A 23,059-nucleotide genomic window follows, 5' to 3' on the forward strand; every position below is an offset into this window, starting at 1 on the left:
TTTAATTAATTCATTCCTAATAATCTAAATTTTTGGATGAATATTAATTATTTACTTTGATTACGAACTCCAACACTGCACTTGTATTTGGCACAAGAGGTGTTTTCTCTGCTGCAATAGTTCCTGTTGAACCATCAGTTAACGCTGCAGTTGAAGTACTTAAAGTCGCATTTGTTGCTACTGGAGAGGCACTTGCAACGACTTTTAACGTTGTATAAGCAGGTGTAGCATCGCTGATCACAACATTTGTTACGTCTGCATTACCTTCGTTAGTCGCAGTGATCTTATACTTCACACACTCGCCTGGCTTCGCAGAAACGGTATTTTGAGTATATGAACCTGTAGCAGCACCAGTTGAACAGTTCGCTAAAGATTGCTCTTTCACTAAACGTACTTGACCACTTGTAACAGTCGTTAAGTCTGTGTTCACTAGATCAGCAACCGACTGACCACCAACAACTGTTGGTTTAATCGTTAATACGACTGCACTTGGTGTTCCAGCTGTTGCATTTGTTGGAGCTTGAACTTTGATGAGTAAGTTTACAGATGCACCACGAGCGATAGTGCCTGATACTGCTGCTAGATCATTACCTGTAACCAATTCGTTCGCATCAGCTACACCGTCATTGTTCAAATCAACGAATAAGCTAGTCACCCAACCATTTGCAGCCTGATCATTGGTAAGTGTAAATGGCAAGCTACCTGCAGCACCCTCAACGATGTTACCGTTGTTGGTTAATGTATGCTTGTAAACAACCGTACCACCCGGTGCAACTTGACCAGTACGGTCATTTTGCAGACTAAGTTTGCGATTCGTTTCTACAGTTACACGATCAGACATTACGTCTGTTAAGCCTGTTGCAGGAGAAGTAACTTTGAAGATAACTTCTTGATCACCAGCTGGAGCATTTGCAGGAGGAGTTACAACTGCAACCAATTGAACACTGCCACCACTTGGGATGTTACCAGTATTGGTAATTGGAGCACCTGTTGGATTACCAGCACCATCTGCTAAGTAATACTGAACCGTCCAACCTGCTGGTAATGCAGGTGAAGTAGATAAATTATAGTTATCTCCAGTTGCACCTTTATTATCAACAGTTAATGGGAAATTAGTCGCTTGACCTGGCTTGGTTGACTTAGTATCGATATATTGGCCAGTATCCTTACCAGATGCGCCTGCAACGGTACCAGTACTGTTAGTCGCATCACCATTATGTAAGTCAACGGTAGACGCAACAACTTTATCAATCACTAAAGTGATGGTATCGGTACCAGTAGAATTAGTAACAGGTGTTGATGTTAGGATCGTGCTAATTGGTGTCGTTGAAGAATAGCCAGAAGGCAGAGTTACCTTAGCAACAACTTGGTAAGCAGCACCACTTGCAACTGGACCAGTATCCGCAATGCCATCACCATTGGTATCAGTTAATGGTGTTACACCATCAGCTTTGAATAATTCAACAATGCTACCAGCAGGTAAAGAGTTTTTATTCACTGTAATGTTAAATGCTTCTGTTACATTACCTGTGTTATGTACGACGATTGGCTCACCGCCACCCGCTGTAATACCAAAAGTAACTGGCGTACCTTGTGTTGTTGACTTGGTAATCACGTCATCAGCTGGGGCTGTAGAAGCTTGTCCATCAGCAAAGGCATCGGTCGTACTATCGTTAATCGTACCTTTTTTAACGCCTAATACTGTTACATCATTCGGGTTAGATGGTGTTTTACCTTCAGTACCTGGACCATCTGGATCTACTTCAGCGATGTTTGTAATTGTGCCAGCTGGTGTATTTTGATTTACGCGAACTTTAAATTTCAACACACCACTACTGTTTGCAACAACAGTAGGAATAACTAATGTAGTGGTTCCTGAAGCGAAGCTATAGCCGTCAGAATCAGCGGTACCATCATTAACCGCAGTACCATTTACTGTCGCAGAACCAGCAACATACGTTAAGCCAGCTGGAAGTACGTCTGTAATGGTAACGTTGGTTGCCGTTGTATTACCTGTGTTTTGGTAAACTAAGCTATATTCAACTTCACGTGCCGTTGGGTTTGATAAAGTTGCATCTACATTGCTAACACTTGCAGATTTTACTAAGCTAATTACAGCACCATTGGTAATTTTAACAGTATCAACGTTTTTGGCAGTTACGCTTGTATCGAAACCACTAATTGCTGAAACAGTTAACTTACCAAGATCACCAGCAGTCACGTTGTTACTGGCTGTTGTCGCTTGTACGATTAAATTAACAGATTCACCAGCCGCCAAAGTAATGCTAGTAACAGGAGTTTGGCTGTCTGGAATACCATCTTTATTTGCGTCAAGATAGACTTTCAAACCACTGAAATCAAAATTATCTGTCGTGTTGTCACGCGTGTCATTGTTCGCGACAGCCACGTTAAAAGTATCACTACCATTACCGGTGTTGGTTAATGTATGAGATAAAGATACCTGACCATTCGCGTTAGCTGTTTTGGTTTGATCTGAGATCAAAGTAAAACTAGCCACTTGCAGTACAGTCGTAGTAACTACGTTTGATGTAACAGTTTTATTAGAACCATTGCTATCAGTATAGCTTGCAGATGCAATGTTACTAATGTTAGTGCCTGCGCTAGGAGCGGCAGCGTGTGCAGTTGGAAGAAAAGCTGCACCACCCGCAACTAATGCAACTGAAGCTGCCAATTGCGTTAGTTTTAAACGTTGAGTTTGATTTGACATTTGGAACTTACCCCTGTTGATATTCAATGTCAGTTTGTTTAATTTTTGGTTTTGTCACTGTTAATACGCGTTTGGGCTGAAACCGTTACAGATTTCCCAGCAGGAAGTTCTGCAATCGTCCAACGTAATGCACGATAATCTTTCAGTGGAACGTTCACCATTTGATTACCCTCTTTGCGTTTTAAAGGCATCGGGGCAAAATTTGTACCGTCTGTACTTGCTTGCGCATTTTCTGGCTCAGACTTAGCCAAAAATAGCGTTTCTACTGGTATTGGCAGCGTAGCAGCCAAGTTTTTAATTTTTCCCGATGTATTATTTGTATACGTTGCACGATACTCGATCACATCGTTTGGCTTTACCTTATTCACCAACTTCGCATTTGGCTTACCTTCAGAATTAAGACTGATAAGGTAAGTTTTCAGCTCCACTGAAACAGGATCTTTAGCTGCTTTTGTTTCAGCAAAAACATTCACAGCTAAAAATAAAGTTGCCGTCCCTAGTAAGTATTTTTTCCATTTACTTTTTAAGTGCATCTCTTTGGCTCCCAAACTAATTTCCAGAGTTCTTTGAACTTTGCTTAGGGCGCTTTTCAAAGAAACTAACAACGGTTACAAAAATACATCATTTACGTGTATTTTTGTTGAAAAAAATCACATTTTTGTAAAAAAAACTTCTACCAGTTCAAGCATTAGCAACTTTTGTACCAACTTTTTAATCAAAGTATGCTGGACCAGTATTTTTTTTGACATATGTGCTTAACTACTGATTACTGCGACACACAAAACCTTAAAGTCCCTGAAGCAGAGGGATTTAAAAGCCCTGTTAGATTCCACTCAAGATAATCGCCAGAACGGCTTGAATTACAAGTATTTCCACTCGGTGTAATGACACAGTTGACACTGCCAAAATTAGTACCAGTTGGTAAACTATCCTTGATTTTGACATTCTGTAATTTCTTCACACTATTGTTCTTATATGTGATTTCATACTCTAAATTATCTTGTTTATTTGCCTGATTATTTGTAACAAAGACATTTTGGTCCGCTGAAGTGGATGGACAGCTGGCTACTGCACGGACTTTTTTTGTCAACGTCAAACCGGCACTGCCAATAAGTGTCACATCCTGACGTTTACCTGTTTGCCCCGAAATGGTCTGCGCCGGATTGGTTAGGCTAAATTGATAACCCGCTTGGAGTGTTCCGATATGTTGTGCTCCAGCAACAACATTGCTCGGCACATGCACGCGTTGCACTAAACAAATATCAGCACTTGGCTGTAATAAAATAGAATTTGATACAGTTGGATTAAATAAAACCTCTCCCATATCAACCTGACCATTACAATTTAGGTCACGATAAATTAATGCTTGCCATGGCTGATCAGCAATAGAGTTTGGCTGCTGTGTTTGTGTTTGCAATAGCTGAGTCAGTTGTACTGGAATTTGCGTGGTTAAACGGTGAGGATAATCTGTCACATCGCCAGCAATCGCTGTATGTTGCCCATCCTCATTCAATACAACATTTACAATCACGTCTCCAAAGTTATTTGCCGAATAACTTGTGGCACTGGTCTTTGTTAACGTAATCGTATCTGTTGAGCGCGTGTATCCATTACTGCCACTCACAGAAATATATTCAGGTAAATTCTGCTGAACGATACAGAAAGATGAAGGCAGCTGACTTTGCTCTATTGAGAAAGCATAATCACCATTGGCACTCGTGACAGTTGAGGCCAACTGTGTAGTACTACAGTTGTTCAAACGAATCGTGCTATTCGCAATTCCAACTTCTCCAGCATCTTGAATCGCGTTGTATGCTTTACTTGCATCAAGCGTTGTCCCACTATTATCAACAAATACTCGTCCGGTAATATCCACATAAATAAGCTTGGTATTTGTAAACGTACAGGTAATGTTGGCCCCTTCTTTAATTCGCGCAGCTGGGATCGTCACAATATTATTTACAAGTGTCCAAAAAGTTCCGGTATTACCTGTTGCAGCACTATTCGCATCTGTACAGCTTACACCTGATAAAACATACCCAGCCAAAGCACTTTCAGTGATCGACACATCCGCATTTAGGGTTTGGGCCCATAACTGTTGTGCTGAAATTGCTGTTGTTCCTGCTGTAACAGTGGTTACAGCATCTGTTGTGACTGCTGTTGTACTGTTTGCAAGGTTGGAAAGATTAATATAGTTAAATGTACCTGTGCCATTTACAGAATTTTTAGCAATCTTAATTCTTGCGCCATCAATAATATTAATACTGACGGGAATACCAGTGCTGGTTGCAGTATCATAGTTTGCCGTCGTACAACTGCCACTCAGTGATAATCCAATCGCCCCATATCCACCTGCAGCTCGCTCACTCGCTCCAGAATAAGTGTTGCGGTTGGTGATACGGTAAGTTATTCGGTGATAACCTGGTGTTAAGGCTGAAGACGTAGATGCAGAAACACCTCCACTCAAATAGCTATTTGAGCTATTAACAACAACACCATCCACCATAATATAGCCACTATCATCAATACCAATACTGGTATTACCCATACACATCGTTATCGCTTGTGAGTTGGCAATGTAGACCCCTGTTGTGAATTCCCACGCTCGACGGTTATCACCGATATCTGGCGTATCAATTAAATTGAGCTGTACAGTTGAATTTGCATCTGAGCTCATATTGGTAATAATTCGTTGAATCATTGCAGAAGCATTTGTACTTGATGCTCCATACGTTGAATCACTCGTGCCATTATTACCAGAAATTAAATATCCACCTGTTGGGCTGGCTTGATTAGCAGGCCATGCACTCACAATTGATGAACTCTCATCAGCGTAAGCACCAACCTTAGCAGTACCCCCCGTACCCTCATAACCGACCCAGAATGCACCATTTCTACGATATTCATTTTGTTGATTCGTCCCCCAAACTTTATAAAGGGTCTCACCAACACCACTACCTGGGTTGAACTCATCACTGGAAACCTTAACTGTCGCTTGCTGTGCTGTCCCTAATGAAGAAGCTGTTGTTGTGCTATAGCTGACTGATAATTGTTTTGTCGCTCCATTTGCCACACTTCCCAACGGACATGTCCAGTTACTACCACTTTGAGTACAAGCTGCTCCCCCAACTACACTAACACCTGTGACTGTTACACCAGTTTGTGGCGCAGCAACGTAAGTAGCGATTGCATTGGTTGCATTGTTAGGTCCTTCATTTTTAATATCAATAAGCTGAGAACCAACTCGCCCACGAACAATAGTAGGTAAATTAGGTGTGACGCTGAAGCGCGCTTCCAAAATAGCTGTATCTGCCGTTACTGGCGTTGGATCTACGATAATCGCGTTTACAGAGCTGCTATCATTTGTAGTAGCTGAATCGGTTGAAGTTGCTTCAATCGTTGCTGTATTGGTAATTGTTCCTGCCACTTTGGCAGTTGCTTGAATCACGATGGTACATGTGGCCGAACTTGCACCACTAAATGTCCCCGTTAAGGTATAACCATTCGTATCATTACCAGACAATGTTGGTGAACATGTCGTACCAGTACCTGTCGTTGTTGCGGTTCCAACAAGACTGACTGCCTTTAAATTAGAAGGAATTACATCAGAGAAAGGAGCTAAATAGGCTGAGCCACCAACTGTTGCACTTGTTGGTTTAGTATTACTAATCAACAGCTGATATTGCATAATCGAGTTTATAGGAACATTATTTAATTGAGTTTGTACAAAAGTTCCAGAAGTCCCGACACGTTGACTTTTCACAATAGAAATATCACTATCGGCATCCATACTCGAAACACCGAAGAAAAAGGCATCTGCCCCTGTTGTTGACCATGTTGAACCACGACCATCGCCGCGAACATATACATCAAAAGTTAATGAGGTAATTCCCTTACCTTTAATATACACACTTCCGCTCGCACCACCATTCCCACTGGCTGCTTTGATTGTCGTTGCATTATTTGTAATATTATTCCCACTAACCGTAAGCTCTTTACTCCCTGCAATACGGCTCATCACTACAGGTACGCTACTACTTGTTAATGTAAATTCAGCGCCAAAACCCAGTCCAGTAGATGTTTCAGCACCTAAAGCACTTGCTTGTAATATTGGGTTAGTAACAGGACGATTAAAACTAATAACAATCGTCCCCATTTTTACTCTAGAGTTGGTTGAAATCCCCGAACTATTTAATCCACGTGTGGTAATTTCCATAGCCACACCATTATTCGAGGTCACACTGATCCCACCATTTGTGCTCAAACAATCTGCACCATTAGTACAACCAGTTGGTGCATTTTGAAGAGAGGCAGCAAACATATTATCAGCAGGATTACCATACCCATTCAGTGGTTGAAGGATATTTACAGGAGCAACTACATTACTACTATTTGTATCACCGCCCATGAAAAAATCAGGTTTATTAAATTGATTACTATTAGAAGTATATGGAGTCGCGTTGTAGACAGAGTTAGTAATGGTATAGCTTACTGTTGTTGTAGGCGCATATGTCTCACCCGTGTTATCTGATGGGTTATTTCTGTTGAGTAAGAATGTGTGCGTACCTGAAGAAGTCGTTGGCCCCTGTCCAGACCCCGAGCCTGAAAAAATCTCAATTGTTGGAGGCGCAGCTAAGACAACTTGACTGCATAACAAACAACTTATAAGAAGTAATATCCATGTTTTCATCTGAGTAACTGTCTGATTTACCAAACGACCTTTAGAAATATTTTTTTTCATTTTTTGCTTACTGGCCAACATAGCGCACCCCAAAATTAAATTCGTAACTTTGATTTGCAGCCACACTATTTAATGTCCCTGAAACCGCTCCAGCATTCCCAACTGTTGGTGCTGTCATACCACTACATGCTGTACAAATTGGTGATTGAGATAAAACTGTATAGGCGGGTGTCATATCTCTAAAAGTAAATGCACTACTCAAACTTGTTGCACTGGTATTTGTTAAAATCACCTTGTACAACACACATTGGCCTTGACCATTTGCTTGCTTGCCAATATTCAAACTATTTGCTGTAAAAGATTCATCAGCCGTACCATTACAATCAAAGTCACGTGCTTGTAATTTAGTTAGCTTGAGTTGCGTTTGACGTACAGTTGTTACATCTGTAATAGATGCTAATACCTGACCATTGCTGTTATTGGTTAAATTAATCGTGCTGTTATTCGCTTGAGCAAGATTATTCGCAACCAGATTTTTAACTTGAAGCAATAACTTCACTTGAGTATGTGCCACCAATTTACCTCCAGGTAAGTCAGCTAAGCTTCTTATTGCCAAATCCCCAGCATCAAAAACGCCATTGCCATTCACGTCATAAAATAGAGTGCTATTAAATTCGACCTGATCATTATTCGTCAGAAAACTATAGTTCCCTGTATAGTCCACGTCAGTATTATTGGTTAATAGATGACTATAAATAACGGTACCTAGTGGTGAGACCTGGCCACGTGAATTTGGCGTAAACTCTACTTGAGCGACTGAATTAACACTCTGAATCGTAATCGCATTTTTAATAATATCTTGGCTTGGATTACTACTATTGTTCCCACTTACATAACTTGTAGACAGCACACGAAAATAGATCGGTGTAGTCAGGCTACTATTCAACTGGTCCACGTCAACAACAGCACAAATCAACTGACTTTCAGCATTATTGAGATATATTGTTTTACCTGTCTCACTACCTAAAACAGTACAATTTGAACCATTTGCAGAAATATAAAAACGAACGCGATTTACACCATTGGGCAAAATTAAGCTCGTAAAATCACTGCTTGCATTTGCACTAAGTAAATATTCAGTTCCTATACCTGTATGACTGACTTTTAATGGAAATATAGCTTGCCCACCCGCGACAGGATTGATACTCGTTGATACAGTAACGGTTTTCCATGGATTACCAGCGTTATCAATATTTCCATTACCTAATCCATTGTTTTCTGGACTATTGGTTAAATCAACTAAACGCGCTACGGTTGTGGCAAGTAAATTACCTTGATCTTTAATCAAACTAGTTTTTGTCAGATCACCTAAAGACTGGGCTTGAGGCGAAACTTCAAATGTAGTATCAGCGGTTACCGCATAACTACTCGGTAAACGCACTTTAACAACGATAGGTAAATTAGCGCCTGCCGATAATAATCCCGTATCAGGAATACCATCGCCATTACTATCCAATAATGGCGTTACCCCATCCGCACGATAAAATTCAATTTGACTGCCCGTAGGGAAAGTACTTGCTGTCGAGATTAAATTAAATCGATCAGTACTATTACCTGTATTCCAAACATAGTTATTAAAAGTAAGTTGTCCACCCTGTGCTACAGAAGTCGAAATAACCGTAGTACTATTATTTACATCACTCACACTGCCATTAATTTTGACAGCATAAATTGGAGCAACATTCAGTACAGCAATATTACTTAGATCAGAAATGGTTGCTGTTGCTGCATTATTGTCATGATCATATTGAAAATTAACAGTATTGTTGATTGCACCAGCAGTTGTTTTATTTACTTTAACTTTGAACTCGACATAACCCGTCGCATTTGCCGCAATTGAACTAATCACAGCAGTTACAGTATTCGATGTGACACTGTAATTAATCCCTGCTGGATCATTGCTGCCTGTGTTCGGATTAACCGTTGCACCATTCCAGTTTTCACCACTGTTGGGTTGATATACCAAACTGGAGTCAAGTGCATCTGTTAATGTTACAGAACCTGTAGCTGTGCTACCTAAATTCTGATAATCCAAACGAACGGTAACGACATCACCATTTGCTACAGTAGTTTGAGAAAACTTTTTACGTACAACTAAAGCAGACTGATTAGTAACGGTTGCCGTATCTGTATTAGTTTTATTCCCAGTCGCATTATTTAAAGAATTTACAGTGAATGTTAATAACCCATTTTGATTAACCGTTGCCCCACTCGGCACATTCGCCGCCACAATAAGGCCAACAGACTCACCTGCACCTAAAGAATAAGAACTAATCGCTGCACCATCAGGTCCCCCATCATTATCTTTATCTAAAAATACGGAGAGATTACTAAAGTCATAGTTATCCCCCGTATTATTTGTCACTGCAAAGTTGTATTGATCGACCTCATTACCCGTATTAGTCAAAACATGGTTAAAATATACTGTTTGGCCAGCGACGACATTTTTGCTGTTGTTTGCGGTTAAATTAACAGAATAAACAGGGAGAATAGTCGTTTGGACTAAATTAGAACGGCTCACCTGAACCACAGTAGAACCTTCTTCGGTATATTCACCGATGGCCATATTACTGATGATTTGACGCGTCGGAACTGCAGCAAAACTTGACTGATGTATCCCCAATAAAGTAACGAGCACAATCACCAAAGCGATTATGTTATTGCGGATATTTTTTAATGCATTGATTATATTCATCTTATAGTATCCGCTTAACTTAAGGTGCAACCCGAATAGAAAAATACAATGCAGCCTGCTCCTGTGGTGCAAGTGCTCCAATATTTCCTGATATTTGATCCCCACTCACCGTTACAGAACCTTTACTAATTGAAGGAGGCAAGGTAGTTCGTAAAATACTATAAGCGGGTACAACGTCATTAATCACAACATTCGCTGCGGGTGTTGAACCATCATTTTTAATGGTCAATCGATAAGTTACACATTGATTTGGCTTAATCGTCAATGGGTTACTGGCATACGTCGCGGTAGTGACATTAATGAGTACACAAGCTTCATCTTTAGCCTGTTCTTTCGTTAAACGGAGCTGCGTAGGATCAACTGTTGTTAAATCAGTATTCTGAATTGATGCTAGGTTTAAACCTTGAATTATATTTGTTGCCGATACCACAATATTCACAGCACTGGAAACACCATTTGTCGCTGTGAGTGGTGCTTGAGTTTTTAAAAGCAATTGAACAGAACTTTGTGGATTCAAACCACCTGTAATAGATAAATCTGTAGCAATAGGATCTGTAGGGTCTAATACGCCATTATTATTTGCATCGTAATACAGGGTATAGATGAACCCATCATTGATATTTTGTGGAACTACACTAAGACTTACTTTTCCAGCTGTATCCCCTTCAACAAATGTACCCGTGTTTTTCAATGTATGTAGGTAAACAACCGTACCACCAACATTAACTCGACCTTGTTGGTCATTCGCCAAAGTTAATTTACGTACGGCCACATCAACCTGATCTTTAATGCTGTCACCCTGTGCATTCATAGGGGATTTCATCGCAAACCAAATTGGCAAGCTTGTCAAAGTCGTATTCGCAGGAACCGTTACAACAGCACAATATTGTTTAATCGCACCAGCAGCTAAATTTCCAGTACTTGTAATTTCACCCTGTAAAGTTTGACAAGTTGCATCACCATTATAAAACTTTACTCCCCAATCTGATGGTAAAGTCGTATTGATACTATTGATGTCAATCGCTGTACTTGAAGCGTACAGATTATAATTATTTGAGACAGTGCTATTATTTCGAATAACAAGTGGGAAAACAGCGTTTGCCCCCTTAGCAGCATTTTTTACCAGTAATGCCTGTCCACCAGAAGCGGTGACATTTCCAACACCCACACCAGAATTATTACTGTTATATAAATCACTTTCTCCAACAGCCACCGTATTAATCAATCTATCACGTGTACTATTTTTGACACTTGTATCTGTCGCGGAGATCGCCGTAATATCGAAATCCATTGTACTTGTTGAAGTACAATTAGATGGGAAATAAACCCCTAATTTAATTCTTTTTGAGGTGCCATAAGCCAATCCACCAGTGTCGATTATGCCATCACCATTTGTATCTGTGAGCAAAGTACGGCCATCTGCATGATATAAACGAACAACAGCACAACTTGGTACATTACTTTTAACGAGACTTAAATTATAAGTATCAGTCGCCTGTCCTGTATTCCAAACATAGTTATCAAATTGGATTTCTTTTGCTACGCCTCCAAAAGTATTATTCTGGACTTGCAAATTATTTAAGCCAGCATTTGGCTCACCATCATCACTTGCGCTACTAGGACTATAGTTAAGTACAACACCTAAGCTTTGTTGAACATTAAAAATTACTGTATTCGTTAAAGTATTTTTCAAAATAGCATTTGATGTATTGTATTGCTGATAATCCGCGGTGTTAGGAATTTTTTCCGCAGCATTCGGATTAACTGTTACTTTAAAACTGACTGTACCCTTGCTCAGCGCAGCCACACTTGCAAGTTCTACATCAACTTGCCCATTATTCACTTTATATTTTATAGGTACATTTGCACCTGTCTCTGCATCATCCGCATCTGTCAAAGATCCAGAACCATTCCCCCAACTACCACTACCAGATTTATAAGTGACATCTGTGGCCAAGATATCTCGTAATACTAATCTTGCTGCTGCAGTCCCTGTGTTGGCATAGCTCAAAGTGTAAGTAATTTCTGTGCCAGTTTTTCCAGTACTGATATTTTGCGATTTCGTAACTTGAATGACAGCATCATCAACCACTTTCGCGGTGTCATTTACCGTCATCACGATCGTATTATCGTGTTGACTTGTTGCCGTTAAAGTAAGGTTAGCAACGTTATTTGCACTTACATTGGTTGGAATACTTCCAACAACAATCAAGGAGGCAAACTCTCCAGCTTCTAAACGAAAACTCGTACTTGAATTAAGTAAATTATTATTGTCATCAGGCTCCCCGTTCTGATCCCGATCGATGTAAACAGCAATATTTTCTAAATTAAATTGATCATTGGTTAACTGAATAAGGCTTAATTTATAATCATCTACGATGTTTCCCGTGTTTGTTAAAACATGCGGAAAATTAACTTTACTGCCAATAGTTCCAATATTCTGTTGATTACTTTGTAAAGTTAAAGAATAGATCGGTTGAACAGTTAAAATAACTGCATTTGAATTAATAACTTGGAGATTACCTTGCTCATCATAGAAGTCACCACTTGCAATGTTAGTGATGCTACTCCCTGCTTTAGGTTGAGCAAATACAATAGAGCTATGAAATGCAATCAATAAGCCAAATAAAGCGATAAATGAAGTTTTTGAGACAGCACTTTTCTTGAATCGGCTTATCATGTTCCAGAACCCACAAAAATGTAAAGATAGATTTCTTATTGGCAAATTGTACGAATTTATTGACAATTTTCACAAAAGAATACTACAAAAATACAAAATTGAACACATAAATTAACAAAAACGTGATTTTTCCACAAAACATACCAACTGGTAAAAAAAGTTATCGACCACTGCTATTTTTCAAGAAAAGTTTATCGATTAGGGCTATAGACTTACCCGCCCCTTTTATTGTTTTTATTCAAAAATCTGTTGATCTTAAATTTTAAGAAGCTGTCATAGATAAAATTGCATTACTGCCTATTTTAATAACAGTTTAAACTTTTTTAGATTTCATAATCTCTATGTATAAACCGTTCGTTAAAGGTATTTTGACTATATAACTCTTAGATGAAGCAACCGTACAACACAAATTTATCGTACCGCTAAGTGACATTCTTGTAATAACGCTTTGATCAATTATGGAAATAATTGATCTAATTTGATATTGAATTAAATGATAAGCAAGGTCTAAATTAAACCGACTCAAACACTATAACTGGTTGTTGAGCTTATCCCATTTTACTTGAAAGTGGCATCACTCTGTTATGAGAGTTTAAAAAATTATTAAATTTTCAAATACTTAAAAAGTGAAATTTATTATCAACTTGGTGGTAGTGTGGTGATGCTAATGAAGCATGATGTGGAGTAGATGAACTCAGAGAACAATAAAGCAGAGATCGCTAAAATTTCGAATATTGCCAAAATTTTGCCAAAGAAAAAGGGAATCAAACTATATGTTTGATCCCCTTTTAAATATTTGGCGGAAGCGGTGAGATTCGAACTCACGGAGGACTCACACCCTCGTCGGTTTTCAAGACCGGTGCATTAAACCGCTCTGCCACGCTTCCATGTGCGTAAGAATACAAAGCTTGCCCTCGTTATACAAGAGAAATTTAACTGCAATGTATTCAAATGCATATTGTTTCATCAATTTTAGAGTTTAGCGGCTAATTCAGCACCATCTCGGATCGCACGCTTGGCATCTAGCTCAGCTGCAAGCTTTGCCCCACCAATAATATGGTAGTTTGCCGAAGTATTTTCACCGTCTTTTGGCATCAAATCTTTCACTGATTCTTGTCCTGCACAGACCACAATGGTATCCACGCGCAACAATTGATCATGACCATTATGCTCTACCCATAAACCTTCATCGGTAACCGCTTTATACTGCACTCCACGAAGCATACGTACCGCATGTTTCTTCAACTGTGCACGATGCACCCAACCAGAGGTTTTACCTAGACCGATACCCAATGGTGTTGTTTTACGCTGTAATAAATAAATTTGGCGAACAGGTATTTCCACTTCTGGGCGTTGAGTTCCCCCTTCAGAAATATAATTCGGGTTTGGATCAACCCCCCATTCACGTTGCCAGTCTGCCAATGGTTGTGGCTGTGGTTGATGTGGCGGTTTTAATAAAAACTCAGAGACATCAAAACCAATACCACCAGCACCAATCACCGCAACTTTATGCCCAACTTCGGCACCACGTAATACTTCAGCATATGACAACACTTGTGGTGCTGTGCTGCCTTGAATTTTTAGTGCGCGCGGTACAACACCAGTTGCCACGATAACTTCATCAAAACCTTCACGCTCTAACTGTTCGCGACTAGCACGTGTATTTAAACGGACATCCACACCCGTTTGTTTGAGTTGTACTTTAAAATAACGAATCGTTTCATGAAACTCTTCTTTACCTGGCACAACTTTCGCCAAGTTAAACTGACCACCAACATCGTTATTTGCTTCAAATAAAGTTACCGCATGGCCTCGACTCGCAGCAACTGTGGCAGCAGACATACCAGCGACACCGCCACCGACAACAGCAATACGCTTTGGCTTTTTGGTTTTAATATAAACCAGTTCTGTTTCATGACAGGCTTGCGGATTGACTAAACAGCTTACACGCTCATTTTTAAAGGCATGGTCCAAACACGCTTGGTTACACGCAATACAGGTATTAATTTCATCAACACGATTGGTTGCAGTTTTATTGACCCAATATGCATCGGCCAAGAATGGACGAGCCATTTGCACCATATCAGCCTTGCCAGAAGCAATAATATCTTCAGCGACATCAGGCATATTAATACGGTTAGATGCAATCACAGGAACAGAAACGTGCTGTTTCACCGCAGCGGTATAATCGACAAACGCAGCTCGAGGAACGGAAGTAACAATGGTTGGAACACGTGCTTCATGCCAACCAATTCCTGTATTTAACAGCGTAATTCCAGCTTTTTCTAATGCTTTGGCAACCACGATCACTTCTTGCATGGTATTGCCATCATGTACTAAATCAAGCAAAGACAAACGGAATGCAATAATGAATTTTTCACCCACTTTAGCACGGATTGCTTTGACGATCTCCACAGGGAAACGCATACGATTGTCGATATCACCGCCCCAACGGTCAGTACGCTTATTCACATGGCTGCTGAGGAACTGGTTAATTAAATAACCTTCTGAACCCATAATTTCTACGCCATCATAGCCTGCTTTTTTCGCTAAGCTCGCGCAACGTGCATAATCTTCAATCGTTGCTAATATCTGGGAGTCAGACATTTGGCGAGGTTTAAATGGGTTGATCGGTGCTTGAATCGGAGATGATGAAACCGAAAATGGATGATAACCATAACGGCCTGAATGCAAGATTTGCATCAAAATTTTTGCGCCATGCTTATGTACGGCATGGGTAACTAAACGATGATGAGGAATATCCGCCAAGCTATTCATTGTTCCGCCTGCAGGCAGCAACCAACCCTGACGGTTTGGAGAAATTCCGCCAGTAATGATCAAGCCAACACCACCCTTTGCCCGCTCACCAAAATAAGCTGCAAGTTTAGGATAATTAAAAAAACGATCCTCTAAACCTGAGTGCATTGAGCCCATTACGACACGGTTTTTAATAGTGGTAAAACCCAAATGTAATGGTTTTAAGATATTTGCATAGCTAGTCATGGTATTCCTTCTATAATTTTGGCTTTGCAACTTGTTGCATAGTACTTTAATACTTTTTTATTTATTTGGGATGACTATTTATAAAATTTTCGGTGTTGAAAGAGTCAATTCGACCCTATTCTGTCAATCTTTATGACCTAAATAAATCACAATGCAAATAACCCAGCTGATAGCCGCCCCCAACATTCATCTAAAAAATAAAAAAATCAGCCATATAGAACATGACTGATTTTTTTGAATAAAATATTCAATGCTTGTTATTTATTACAATTTATTTTTAGATCTTATAACAAACGCTGTATATCCATCCTTTAACGTTGTTGATTGCCTGAATAAGCTAAGCGATTTTTCTGCACTTTCATTTTCAAAGAACTCATTACTATGCCTAAGCAGATAAATGCTGCACCAATTAAAATATTGAGTGTCAAAGCTTCATGCCAAATTAACGAACCAAAAAACAGACTGAGTATTGGAATACACATAATTGAAATTGAAGCCACAAAGGTATCCACCTGACTGACGATCCAGTTCCAAAGTACAAAGGCAAATCCCGTTCCAACCACTGCAATATAAAACAATGCAGACTCACTTAAAGGATTTAACCAAACTTGTGCATCGACAGGTTCGAACAATAAGGCCATAAAAAACATTAAACTTCCACCGAGTAACAGTTGCCAAATGGTCAGTTTGATTTTGTCATAAGCCGCAAAATTCTTTTTGATATAGACTGTAGATAGTGCCCAGAAGAAGCCTGAACCAATCAATAAGACTTGTCCAAGCAATGACATATTCATATGCACATGATGTAATTGAGGCCATAAAATTGCGATGAGTCCTAAAGTTCCTAAAACGAGACCCAAGATTTTCTGCGTATTCAACCTTTCATTTAAGAAGTAATGCGCTAACACAGCAATAAAAATTGGCATGGTAAACACCAGCACAGCTGATAAACCTGAACCCACAAATTGCATGGCAAAGGTTTGTGTTGCATAAAAACCAAAACAGATCAATAAGCTTAAAATGATCAAAGGTTTCCACTCATGGTGTTGGGGAAGAATAGATTTTTTTAAAATCCGTTGTATCAGCATTAATGTCAATGCCGCTAAAATCAACCGTGTAGAGATAAATAGAAATGGTGGAAACACTTGTAGGCTATGTTTAACCAAGCCCCATAAAGATCCCCACACCAAGCATAGCAACGCGATTGCACTCACGACTCGAATATTCACGTGTTGTACTCAACCGATAAAAAGTAAGCTTAGTGTATAAAATAAATGACATCATGAATAATGCTATGTTTTAATAGATACATCATTTTTTTTGATACCTAATTCAATTCATCTTTTTTGATAGCACCTTTTGAACTGAAATATTGAGGACTTGCCGTGAATATTGATATTAGCGATATCCGATCATTTGTCACTGTGGCTGAGCTGAAAAGCATTACTGCGGCGGCAAATAAGCTCAATTATTTACAGTCCAATATGACTGCGAAAATTAAAAAGATTGAAAATCACTATAAACGCCAACTGTTTATTCGTAAGCCTAAAGGTGTCGAACTGACTGAATCGGGTATGAATTTATATGCCCAATATAAAAAGATGATTTTCACTTGGGAAGAAACTGAAAATAAAATCTATCAGCAAGAAAACGTTTTACGCTTTGGCACCAATACCAGTCTAGGCGGGATGCGTTTCTACCCCTCTTTTAGTCAGCTCTATGAAGCCTACCCTGACCTTTCCATCACCATGAAAACAGGTCCAACAGGTTACATTGAAGATGAGATTTTAGCGGGCAATTTGGATATCGCTTATGCCCTAGGGCATCCTAAACATAAAAATCTGCAATATATTCAAAAAGCGGATGATCAACTGGTGATTATTGGTAAAAACATGATCAACCATGACAGTCTCGAAGAATGTCTAAATCATCAAAATATCTTGCTGGCTTCTGAACAATGCTGCTATGCCACCACCTTAGACAGTATTTACGCGGACTATAATCTCAAAAAAGGTGAACTCACCCATATTTACGATCATGAGGCCTTAATTCACTTTACCCAGCTGGGTATGGGCATTTCCATGATTGCCAAGTCATTGATCGACAAATACAAGATCCAATATTATCGGGAAACGCCTGAACAATATCGGGACATTGGTCTTTATCTGATTGCACGTCACGATCATGTATTTACCCCGATCGAGAAGCAATTCATTGGCTTAAATGATTCACTCTGAGCTAATTTTAAATGAAAGGTTTAACTTTTTTGAAGTTCAATTGGTAATTTAAAAGTTGGACCTTTTCCCATTTAAATAAAGAGAAAAATAGGATCACTACTGCTATAACCGTTCCTAAGGGGAACATATTTAGCATAAAGACCGTCATTAAGATTGAACCAATACGACTACTTGCACTTCCCGTCTTAACACTTTTCGCACATAGGAAATGAACAGCTATCAAGGCTATACGCCCCAAGAGACCGCCAATAAAGTATTTGGGCATGTGCATATATAAGTTATAAATCGCATAGACGAGATCTGAAATTAAGATAAATGCTACGACGCGATGTAATGTAGAGAGAATCTGATTGTTCGTTTTTAGCATTTTATTCTTTCACTCTTTTGGAATATTAATAAAAACTTTATGCTTATCGCAAAACTTTATATTTTTCTGATGTTAATCTATTTTTCAAATGAAAAAAAAAGAATTCCTTTCCTATCAGAAAAAAAATCGATTTGAAAAGTGATATAGTACGGGACGTATAAATTCTCTTTGGTCACCGAAGTATTAGGGTGCCTATTTCGAAATAGTTAGGACTAGCAATGACTGATAATGCAACGATCTTGCAGCATGTACCAGTAGGTAAAAAAGTTGGGATTGCCTTCTCTGGTGGTTTAGACACTTCAGCAGCTTTATTATGGATGAAACAGAAAGGCGCAGAGCCTTATGCATATACTGCAAATCTGGGTCAACCTGATGAAGATGACTATGATGCTATTCCAAAGAAAGCTGAACAGTACGGCGCAGTCAAAGCTCGATTAATCGATTGTCGTTTACAACTTGCGCTTGAAGGTATTGCTGCGATTCAATGTGGCGCGTTCCACATCAGCACTGGCGGTGTTCCTTACTTCAATACCACACCTTTAGGTCGTGCAGTGACAGGTACAATGCTTGTTACCGCGATGAAAGAAGATGACGTCAACATTTGGGGCGACGGTTCAACTTATAAAGGCAACGATATTGAACGTTTCTATCGTTACGGTTTATTGACCAACCCTGCACTTAAAATCTATAAGCCTTGGTTAGACCAAACCTTTATTGATGAGTTAGGCGGCCGTGCCGAAATGTCGCAATTCTTAATCGACAACGGTTTTGACTATAAAATGTCAAAAGAAAAGGCGTATTCAACTGACTCAAATATGTTGGGTGCGACACACGAAGCCAAAGATTTAGAATACCTCAATGCAGGTATTAAAATCGTAGACCCAATTATGGGCGTTGCATTCTGGAAAGATGACGTTGAAATCCAACCAGAAGAAGTGAGCATTACTTTTGAACAAGGTATGCCAGTTGCATTGAATGGTCAACGTATCGAAGATCCAGTTGAATTCATTCTTGAAGCGAACCGTATCGGTGGTCGTCATGGTCTAGGGATGTCTGACCAAATTGAAAACCGTATCATCGAAGCGAAATCTCGTGGTATCTATGAAGCACCAGGTATGGCTTTATTACATATCGCTTATGAGCGCTTGGTGACTGGTATTCATAACGAAGACACGATTGAACAATACCGCATTAACGGTTTACGTTTAGGTCGCCTACTTTACCAAGGCCGTTGGTTCGATTCACAAGCGCTCATGCTTCGTGAAACTTCACAACGTTGGGTTGCTAAAGCCATTACTGGTACGGTGACTTTAGAATTACGTCGTGGTAATGACTACACCATCATGAACACTGAATCTCCTAACCTCACGTATGAAGCTGAGCGTTTAACGATGGAGAAAGGTGATTCAATGTTTACACCAATGGATCGTATCGGTCAGTTAACTATGCGTAACCTCGACATTACCGATACCCGTGCAAAATTGGGTATCTATACCGAAACAGGTTTGCTTGCAGTTGGTCAAGGCTCTGCAATTCCTCAATTGGAAAACAAATCTAAATAAAAGATGGGTAAATTAATTTACCTACTTGAAAAGGCTGAATATTTTTATTCAGCCTTTTTTATTTTATCCAAGAACATACACACGACAGTATCATCGCATTTATAGAACAATATGTCGCAATTAAAGACTATTTATCGCCATAATGAATCGATAATATAAGCATTAAGCAAAACACAATAATTTGGGAGATGAAAGATGAATGCTTATCTACATCGTAGTGAAAACCGTGGTCATGTCAAAGCAGGCTGGTTAGACACCTATCATAGCTTTTCATTTGGTAGCTGGTATAACCCGAAATATATGGGCGTCAGTGCGCTTCGCGTGATTAATGATGATACGGTTGCTGCGCATAATGGTTTCGGTACTCATCCCCATGACAACATGGAAATCTTAACCTGTGTACTTGATGGCACCATTTCTCATAAAGACAGTATGGGCAATGAAGGCCAAATCAATGCAGGTGAATGGCAATTGATGAGTGCTGGAACTGGGGTCACCCACAGTGAAATGAACAAGCATGATAAAGCGGTGCATCTGTTACAGATTTGGATTCAACCGAATGTACAAGATGCTGAACCAACTTATCAGCAAATTCATCTAAACCCGAAAGATCATCCAAATCAATGGCATTTGATTGCTGGTGATGAATCTGCGCCAATGTCGATCCGTCAAAATGCTGAAGTGAAAACTGCAGTCATTGAGAAAGATCAACATTTAGAGATTACAGCACAGAAAAAAGTAAACTATGTGCATGTGATTTCAGGTGAAGTAATGATTGCCGATCATTTGGTTAAAGCAGGTGATGCTTTACTGTTTGATGAGACTGCAACGATTACTGCATTACAAGACAGTCAAATGATTTGGTTTGACCTACCTTAAGCTCGGTTTAACGTGTACCTCTTACCCTCAAGGGGTGCACGTTTTTTTTAATCATTATTGCTACTACTGTCACAACCGCTTGAGTCTGAACTCAAGTCTGGATTAGAACCACAATCATCTATACGTTGATCATTATTGTCCTGAAATGAATCACAGTTCGAAGTTGTGGAAGAATAAGGATAACTATAATCAGATGTATCCTGTGTAGAATCTGTTTTCTTTGCGAAGAAGGCGAATAAGACTAAGCCAATCACGACGACCAAAATAATAAACATCAGCATCACAATCCCCTATTGCTCCTCCAATCTTTATTTCACTATAGCCTAAATTTCATTCAAAAATAATCGGCATTAAAAAAGCCCGATTAACGGGCTTTTCTACAACCTTGAACATTTTTAAAAACGATCTAAACCGTTTCGTTCGTTGTTAGCTGTGTGTTCAGGTTGTCATATCTTTGTTCATTTAGGCAAGATTTCTCTTAAATCCCAAATAGTATATGACTTCCTTATTGATTAAATTAGCACCAATCTTTCACTGGGTCAAGCACCCTTTTGACACTAAAAAAAAGCTAGAAAATAATTGATAGCCATATCCAATAGAACACTTTAATCACTGAGTACAATAAGAGTTACTCTCTTAAGATAACTTGTAAATTATTTCTTTTTCCGCTCTTTATCAACAAGATATTCAACCACTTGAATCACTTTTTCATCGCCACCCTGAACAATATATTTACCATTTACCACGACAGCAGGTACGCCTGTAAGTTGGTATTTACGGGCCAATTGATTAGATTCAGCAATTTTTGCAGTAATTGCAAAAGAATCAAACATGCTATTAAATTGCTTTTCAGGTACTCCATATCGAGTAAAAAATTTAGCAAAAGCATCCTTTTGCAAGATTTTTTGATTGCCCGAAAAATTGGCATGGAATAATGGTAAATGTGTACGCTTGCGAACGCCTAATGCTTCACTGACATAATATGCACGTGCGCCTTGCTCCCACATTGGAGTCATTGCCGCTGGCGTACGCAGAAAATAAATATCATTTGGAATTTTCTTTAACCACGTTTGCATATGTGGTTCTAATTTAAAACAATAAGTGCAACCATACCAAAAGAACTCACGCACTTCGATTTTATTTGGTACAGAGGTCTTCTCTGGATTTTGTACAACCGTATAATCTTTACCTGCAACAAAATCTGCTGCCATTGTCTGGGTAGAAAGTACTGCAACAATTGCAGTAAGACCCGTTAAAATAAAATTTTTCATTAATTCCGCTATCCTCAAAGCCATTTTATAGCGCTTGGGCATTCATAAAAAAGTCATAATTCCAATACTTTATCGTACAAATCTGTTGATATCCTTATAACAGGCGAGTTAGGAGACGATGTAAATATTTTACTCGAGGAACATGTTAGAGTTGCGTGACTTGTAAATTTTTCATTAAATTCAACAATTAAGAAACAGAAAAACAACAGCATAGTAAATCGTTTGTTTATGCTCTTATGTTAGGAAGTATTTTATTGTGGTATAAAAATCCCCAATGAAAAAATTGGGGATTTTTAAGTTTGAAGGAAAAATCTTGATGTAACTAACTTTTATAAAATAATCTACCTACATGTTTGATTGTTCAAAACAACATTACCTAATGTTGCTCCAACTTTATTTTTATATAACACTTCAACTTTATGATCATTTACACCCATATATTTAGAATTGAAAAGCTCTTTACACCATACCTGAACAGCTTCCCTTGTACTCATAAAATCAACTAAATCTTTCTCTTCAGCTTCAGATACATCTACAGTAGGGCTAAACGTTACTGAGGAATAGTGTGGTGTCGTCGAAGCTGATGTAATTTTTACTAGTTCATTTGATTTATAAGCCCACGAACTTGATACTTTATCATTTGCATTTTTAAAAAAATCCGTAGCTCGCTCAAGATCTATAAATTTAAAATCTGGTCCAATAATCCCTAATTTTGTCAACTCATCATCAGTATTAAAATCTGAATTAGCTGTTACATTTAAACTAAAGGCCAATAGCATTGAAGCAATTAAAATTCTTGTCATAATACAACCCCTATAAACTAGAGATAATTTATCAAAAGGCTAAATTTAAGTCATTAAAAAAAATCATTCTCAGTGAATTTTATTTATATCAAA

The 23,059-nt window shown here is 38.9% G+C and carries 13 protein-coding genes, 1 tRNA gene and 1 pseudogene; 3 read left to right on the plus strand and 12 right to left on the minus strand.

Annotation, left to right across the window (positions count from 1 at the left end):
- Nucleotides 1-43: 43 nt before the first annotated feature.
- The 8 genes from GBI66_RS11495 to GBI66_RS11530 form a co-directional block, all read right to left on the minus strand.
- Nucleotides 44-2,728: an NEW3 domain-containing protein gene (locus tag GBI66_RS11495; RefSeq protein ID WP_151716196.1), complete on the minus strand. Its 2,685-nt coding sequence runs from the start codon at nt 2,726-2,728 to the stop codon at nt 44-46.
- A gap of 38 nt (nt 2,729-2,766) precedes the next feature.
- On the minus strand, nt 2,767-3,261 hold the full coding sequence (locus GBI66_RS11500; RefSeq protein ID WP_005187121.1) for a hypothetical protein: 495 nt from the start codon (nt 3,259-3,261) through the stop codon (nt 2,767-2,769).
- Between the two features lie 233 nt (nt 3,262-3,494).
- On the minus strand, nt 3,495-7,490 hold the full coding sequence (locus GBI66_RS11505) for a DUF11 domain-containing protein (protein WP_151716197.1): 3,996 nt from the start codon (nt 7,488-7,490) through the stop codon (nt 3,495-3,497).
- Complete coding sequence (locus GBI66_RS11510; protein WP_151716198.1) at nt 7,477-10,164, minus strand: DUF11 domain-containing protein; 2,688 nt, start codon at nt 10,162-10,164, stop codon at nt 7,477-7,479. The genes GBI66_RS11505 and GBI66_RS11510 overlap by 14 nt, the downstream gene beginning before the upstream one ends.
- A 19-nt stretch (nt 10,165-10,183) precedes the next feature.
- Nucleotides 10,184-12,844, minus strand: a complete 2,661-nt coding sequence (locus tag GBI66_RS11515) for a DUF11 domain-containing protein (protein WP_151716199.1) — start codon at nt 12,842-12,844, stop codon at nt 10,184-10,186.
- Nucleotides 12,845-13,641: 797 nt separating this feature from the next.
- A tRNA-Ser gene (locus GBI66_RS11520) sits at nt 13,642-13,731 on the minus strand.
- Between the two features lie 85 nt (nt 13,732-13,816).
- Complete coding sequence (locus GBI66_RS11525; protein ID WP_151716200.1) at nt 13,817-15,847, minus strand: NADPH-dependent 2,4-dienoyl-CoA reductase; 2,031 nt, start codon at nt 15,845-15,847, stop codon at nt 13,817-13,819.
- Nucleotides 15,848-16,158: 311 nt separating this feature from the next.
- Nucleotides 16,159-17,076, minus strand: coding sequence for a DMT family transporter (locus GBI66_RS11530; protein ID WP_151716201.1), 918 nt, complete (start codon nt 17,074-17,076; stop codon nt 16,159-16,161).
- A 156-nt stretch (nt 17,077-17,232) separates the two neighbouring features.
- Here GBI66_RS11530 and GBI66_RS11535 point away from each other — a divergent pair, with 156 nt between their 5' ends.
- Entirely contained in the window at nt 17,233-18,084 is an 852-nt protein-coding gene (locus GBI66_RS11535; RefSeq protein WP_151716202.1) for a LysR family transcriptional regulator, read from the plus strand.
- A 20-nt stretch (nt 18,085-18,104) separates the two neighbouring features.
- On the opposite strand, the pseudogene GBI66_RS19845 reads toward GBI66_RS11535, so the two are convergent.
- Nucleotides 18,105-18,451, minus strand: a pseudogene (locus tag GBI66_RS19845) (hypothetical protein).
- Between the two features lie 218 nt (nt 18,452-18,669).
- Between GBI66_RS19845 and argG the strand changes: the two are divergent.
- Nucleotides 18,670-20,013 carry an argininosuccinate synthase gene (gene argG / locus GBI66_RS11545; RefSeq protein ID WP_004652848.1) on the plus strand — a complete coding sequence of 448 codons (1,344 nt, stop codon included), beginning with the start codon at nt 18,670-18,672 and terminating at the stop codon, nt 20,011-20,013.
- Nucleotides 20,014-20,208: 195 nt separating this feature from the next.
- A complete protein-coding gene (locus GBI66_RS11550; protein ID WP_005183176.1) occupies nt 20,209-20,892 on the plus strand; it encodes a pirin-like bicupin family protein in 684 nt (227 codons plus the stop codon).
- A gap of 47 nt (nt 20,893-20,939) precedes the next feature.
- Here the strand turns inward: GBI66_RS11550 and GBI66_RS11555 are convergent, their stop codons facing one another.
- The 3 genes from GBI66_RS11555 to GBI66_RS11565 form a co-directional block, all read right to left on the minus strand.
- Nucleotides 20,940-21,173, minus strand: coding sequence for a hypothetical protein (locus GBI66_RS11555; RefSeq protein WP_151716204.1), 234 nt, complete (start codon nt 21,171-21,173; stop codon nt 20,940-20,942).
- 372 nt (nt 21,174-21,545) lie between these two features.
- Nucleotides 21,546-22,163 (minus strand): thiol:disulfide interchange protein DsbA/DsbL, encoded by a 618-nt coding sequence (locus GBI66_RS11560; protein ID WP_151716205.1) that lies wholly within the window; start codon nt 22,161-22,163, stop codon nt 21,546-21,548.
- Between the two features lie 341 nt (nt 22,164-22,504).
- Nucleotides 22,505-22,966 (minus strand): hypothetical protein, encoded by a 462-nt coding sequence (locus GBI66_RS11565; RefSeq protein ID WP_151716206.1) that lies wholly within the window; start codon nt 22,964-22,966, stop codon nt 22,505-22,507.
- Nucleotides 22,967-23,059 lie beyond the last annotated feature (93 nt).

Origin of the sequence: Acinetobacter sp. TUM15071 (genome assembly GCF_008980925.1) — a bacterium.
GTDB classification, from domain to species: domain Bacteria; phylum Pseudomonadota; class Gammaproteobacteria; order Pseudomonadales; family Moraxellaceae; genus Acinetobacter; species Acinetobacter dispersus.

Excerpts from the sequence above, each read along its gene's own strand:
- GBI66_RS11505 (WP_151716197.1), bottom strand. The coding sequence starts at position 7,490 with ATGTTGGCCAGTAAGCAAAAAATGAAAAAAAATATTTCTAAAGGTCGT.
- GBI66_RS11555 (WP_151716204.1), bottom strand. The coding sequence starts at position 21,173 with ATGCTGATGTTTATTATTTTGGTCGTCGTGATTGGCTTAGTCTTATTC.
- GBI66_RS11565 (WP_151716206.1), bottom strand. The coding sequence starts at position 22,966 with ATGACAAGAATTTTAATTGCTTCAATGCTATTGGCCTTTAGTTTAAAT.
- GBI66_RS11525 (WP_151716200.1), bottom strand. The coding sequence starts at position 15,847 with ATGACTAGCTATGCAAATATCTTAAAACCATTACATTTGGGTTTTACC.
- GBI66_RS11560 (WP_151716205.1), bottom strand. The coding sequence starts at position 22,163 with ATGAAAAATTTTATTTTAACGGGTCTTACTGCAATTGTTGCAGTACTT.
- GBI66_RS11550 (WP_005183176.1), top strand. The coding sequence starts at position 20,209 with ATGAATGCTTATCTACATCGTAGTGAAAACCGTGGTCATGTCAAAGCA.
- GBI66_RS11515 (WP_151716199.1), bottom strand. The coding sequence starts at position 12,844 with ATGATAAGCCGATTCAAGAAAAGTGCTGTCTCAAAAACTTCATTTATC.
- GBI66_RS11500 (WP_005187121.1), bottom strand. The coding sequence starts at position 3,261 with ATGCACTTAAAAAGTAAATGGAAAAAATACTTACTAGGGACGGCAACT.
- GBI66_RS11510 (WP_151716198.1), bottom strand. The coding sequence starts at position 10,164 with ATGAATATAATCAATGCATTAAAAAATATCCGCAATAACATAATCGCT.
- argG (WP_004652848.1), top strand. The coding sequence starts at position 18,670 with ATGACTGATAATGCAACGATCTTGCAGCATGTACCAGTAGGTAAAAAA.
- GBI66_RS11495 (WP_151716196.1), bottom strand. The coding sequence starts at position 2,728 with ATGTCAAATCAAACTCAACGTTTAAAACTAACGCAATTGGCAGCTTCA.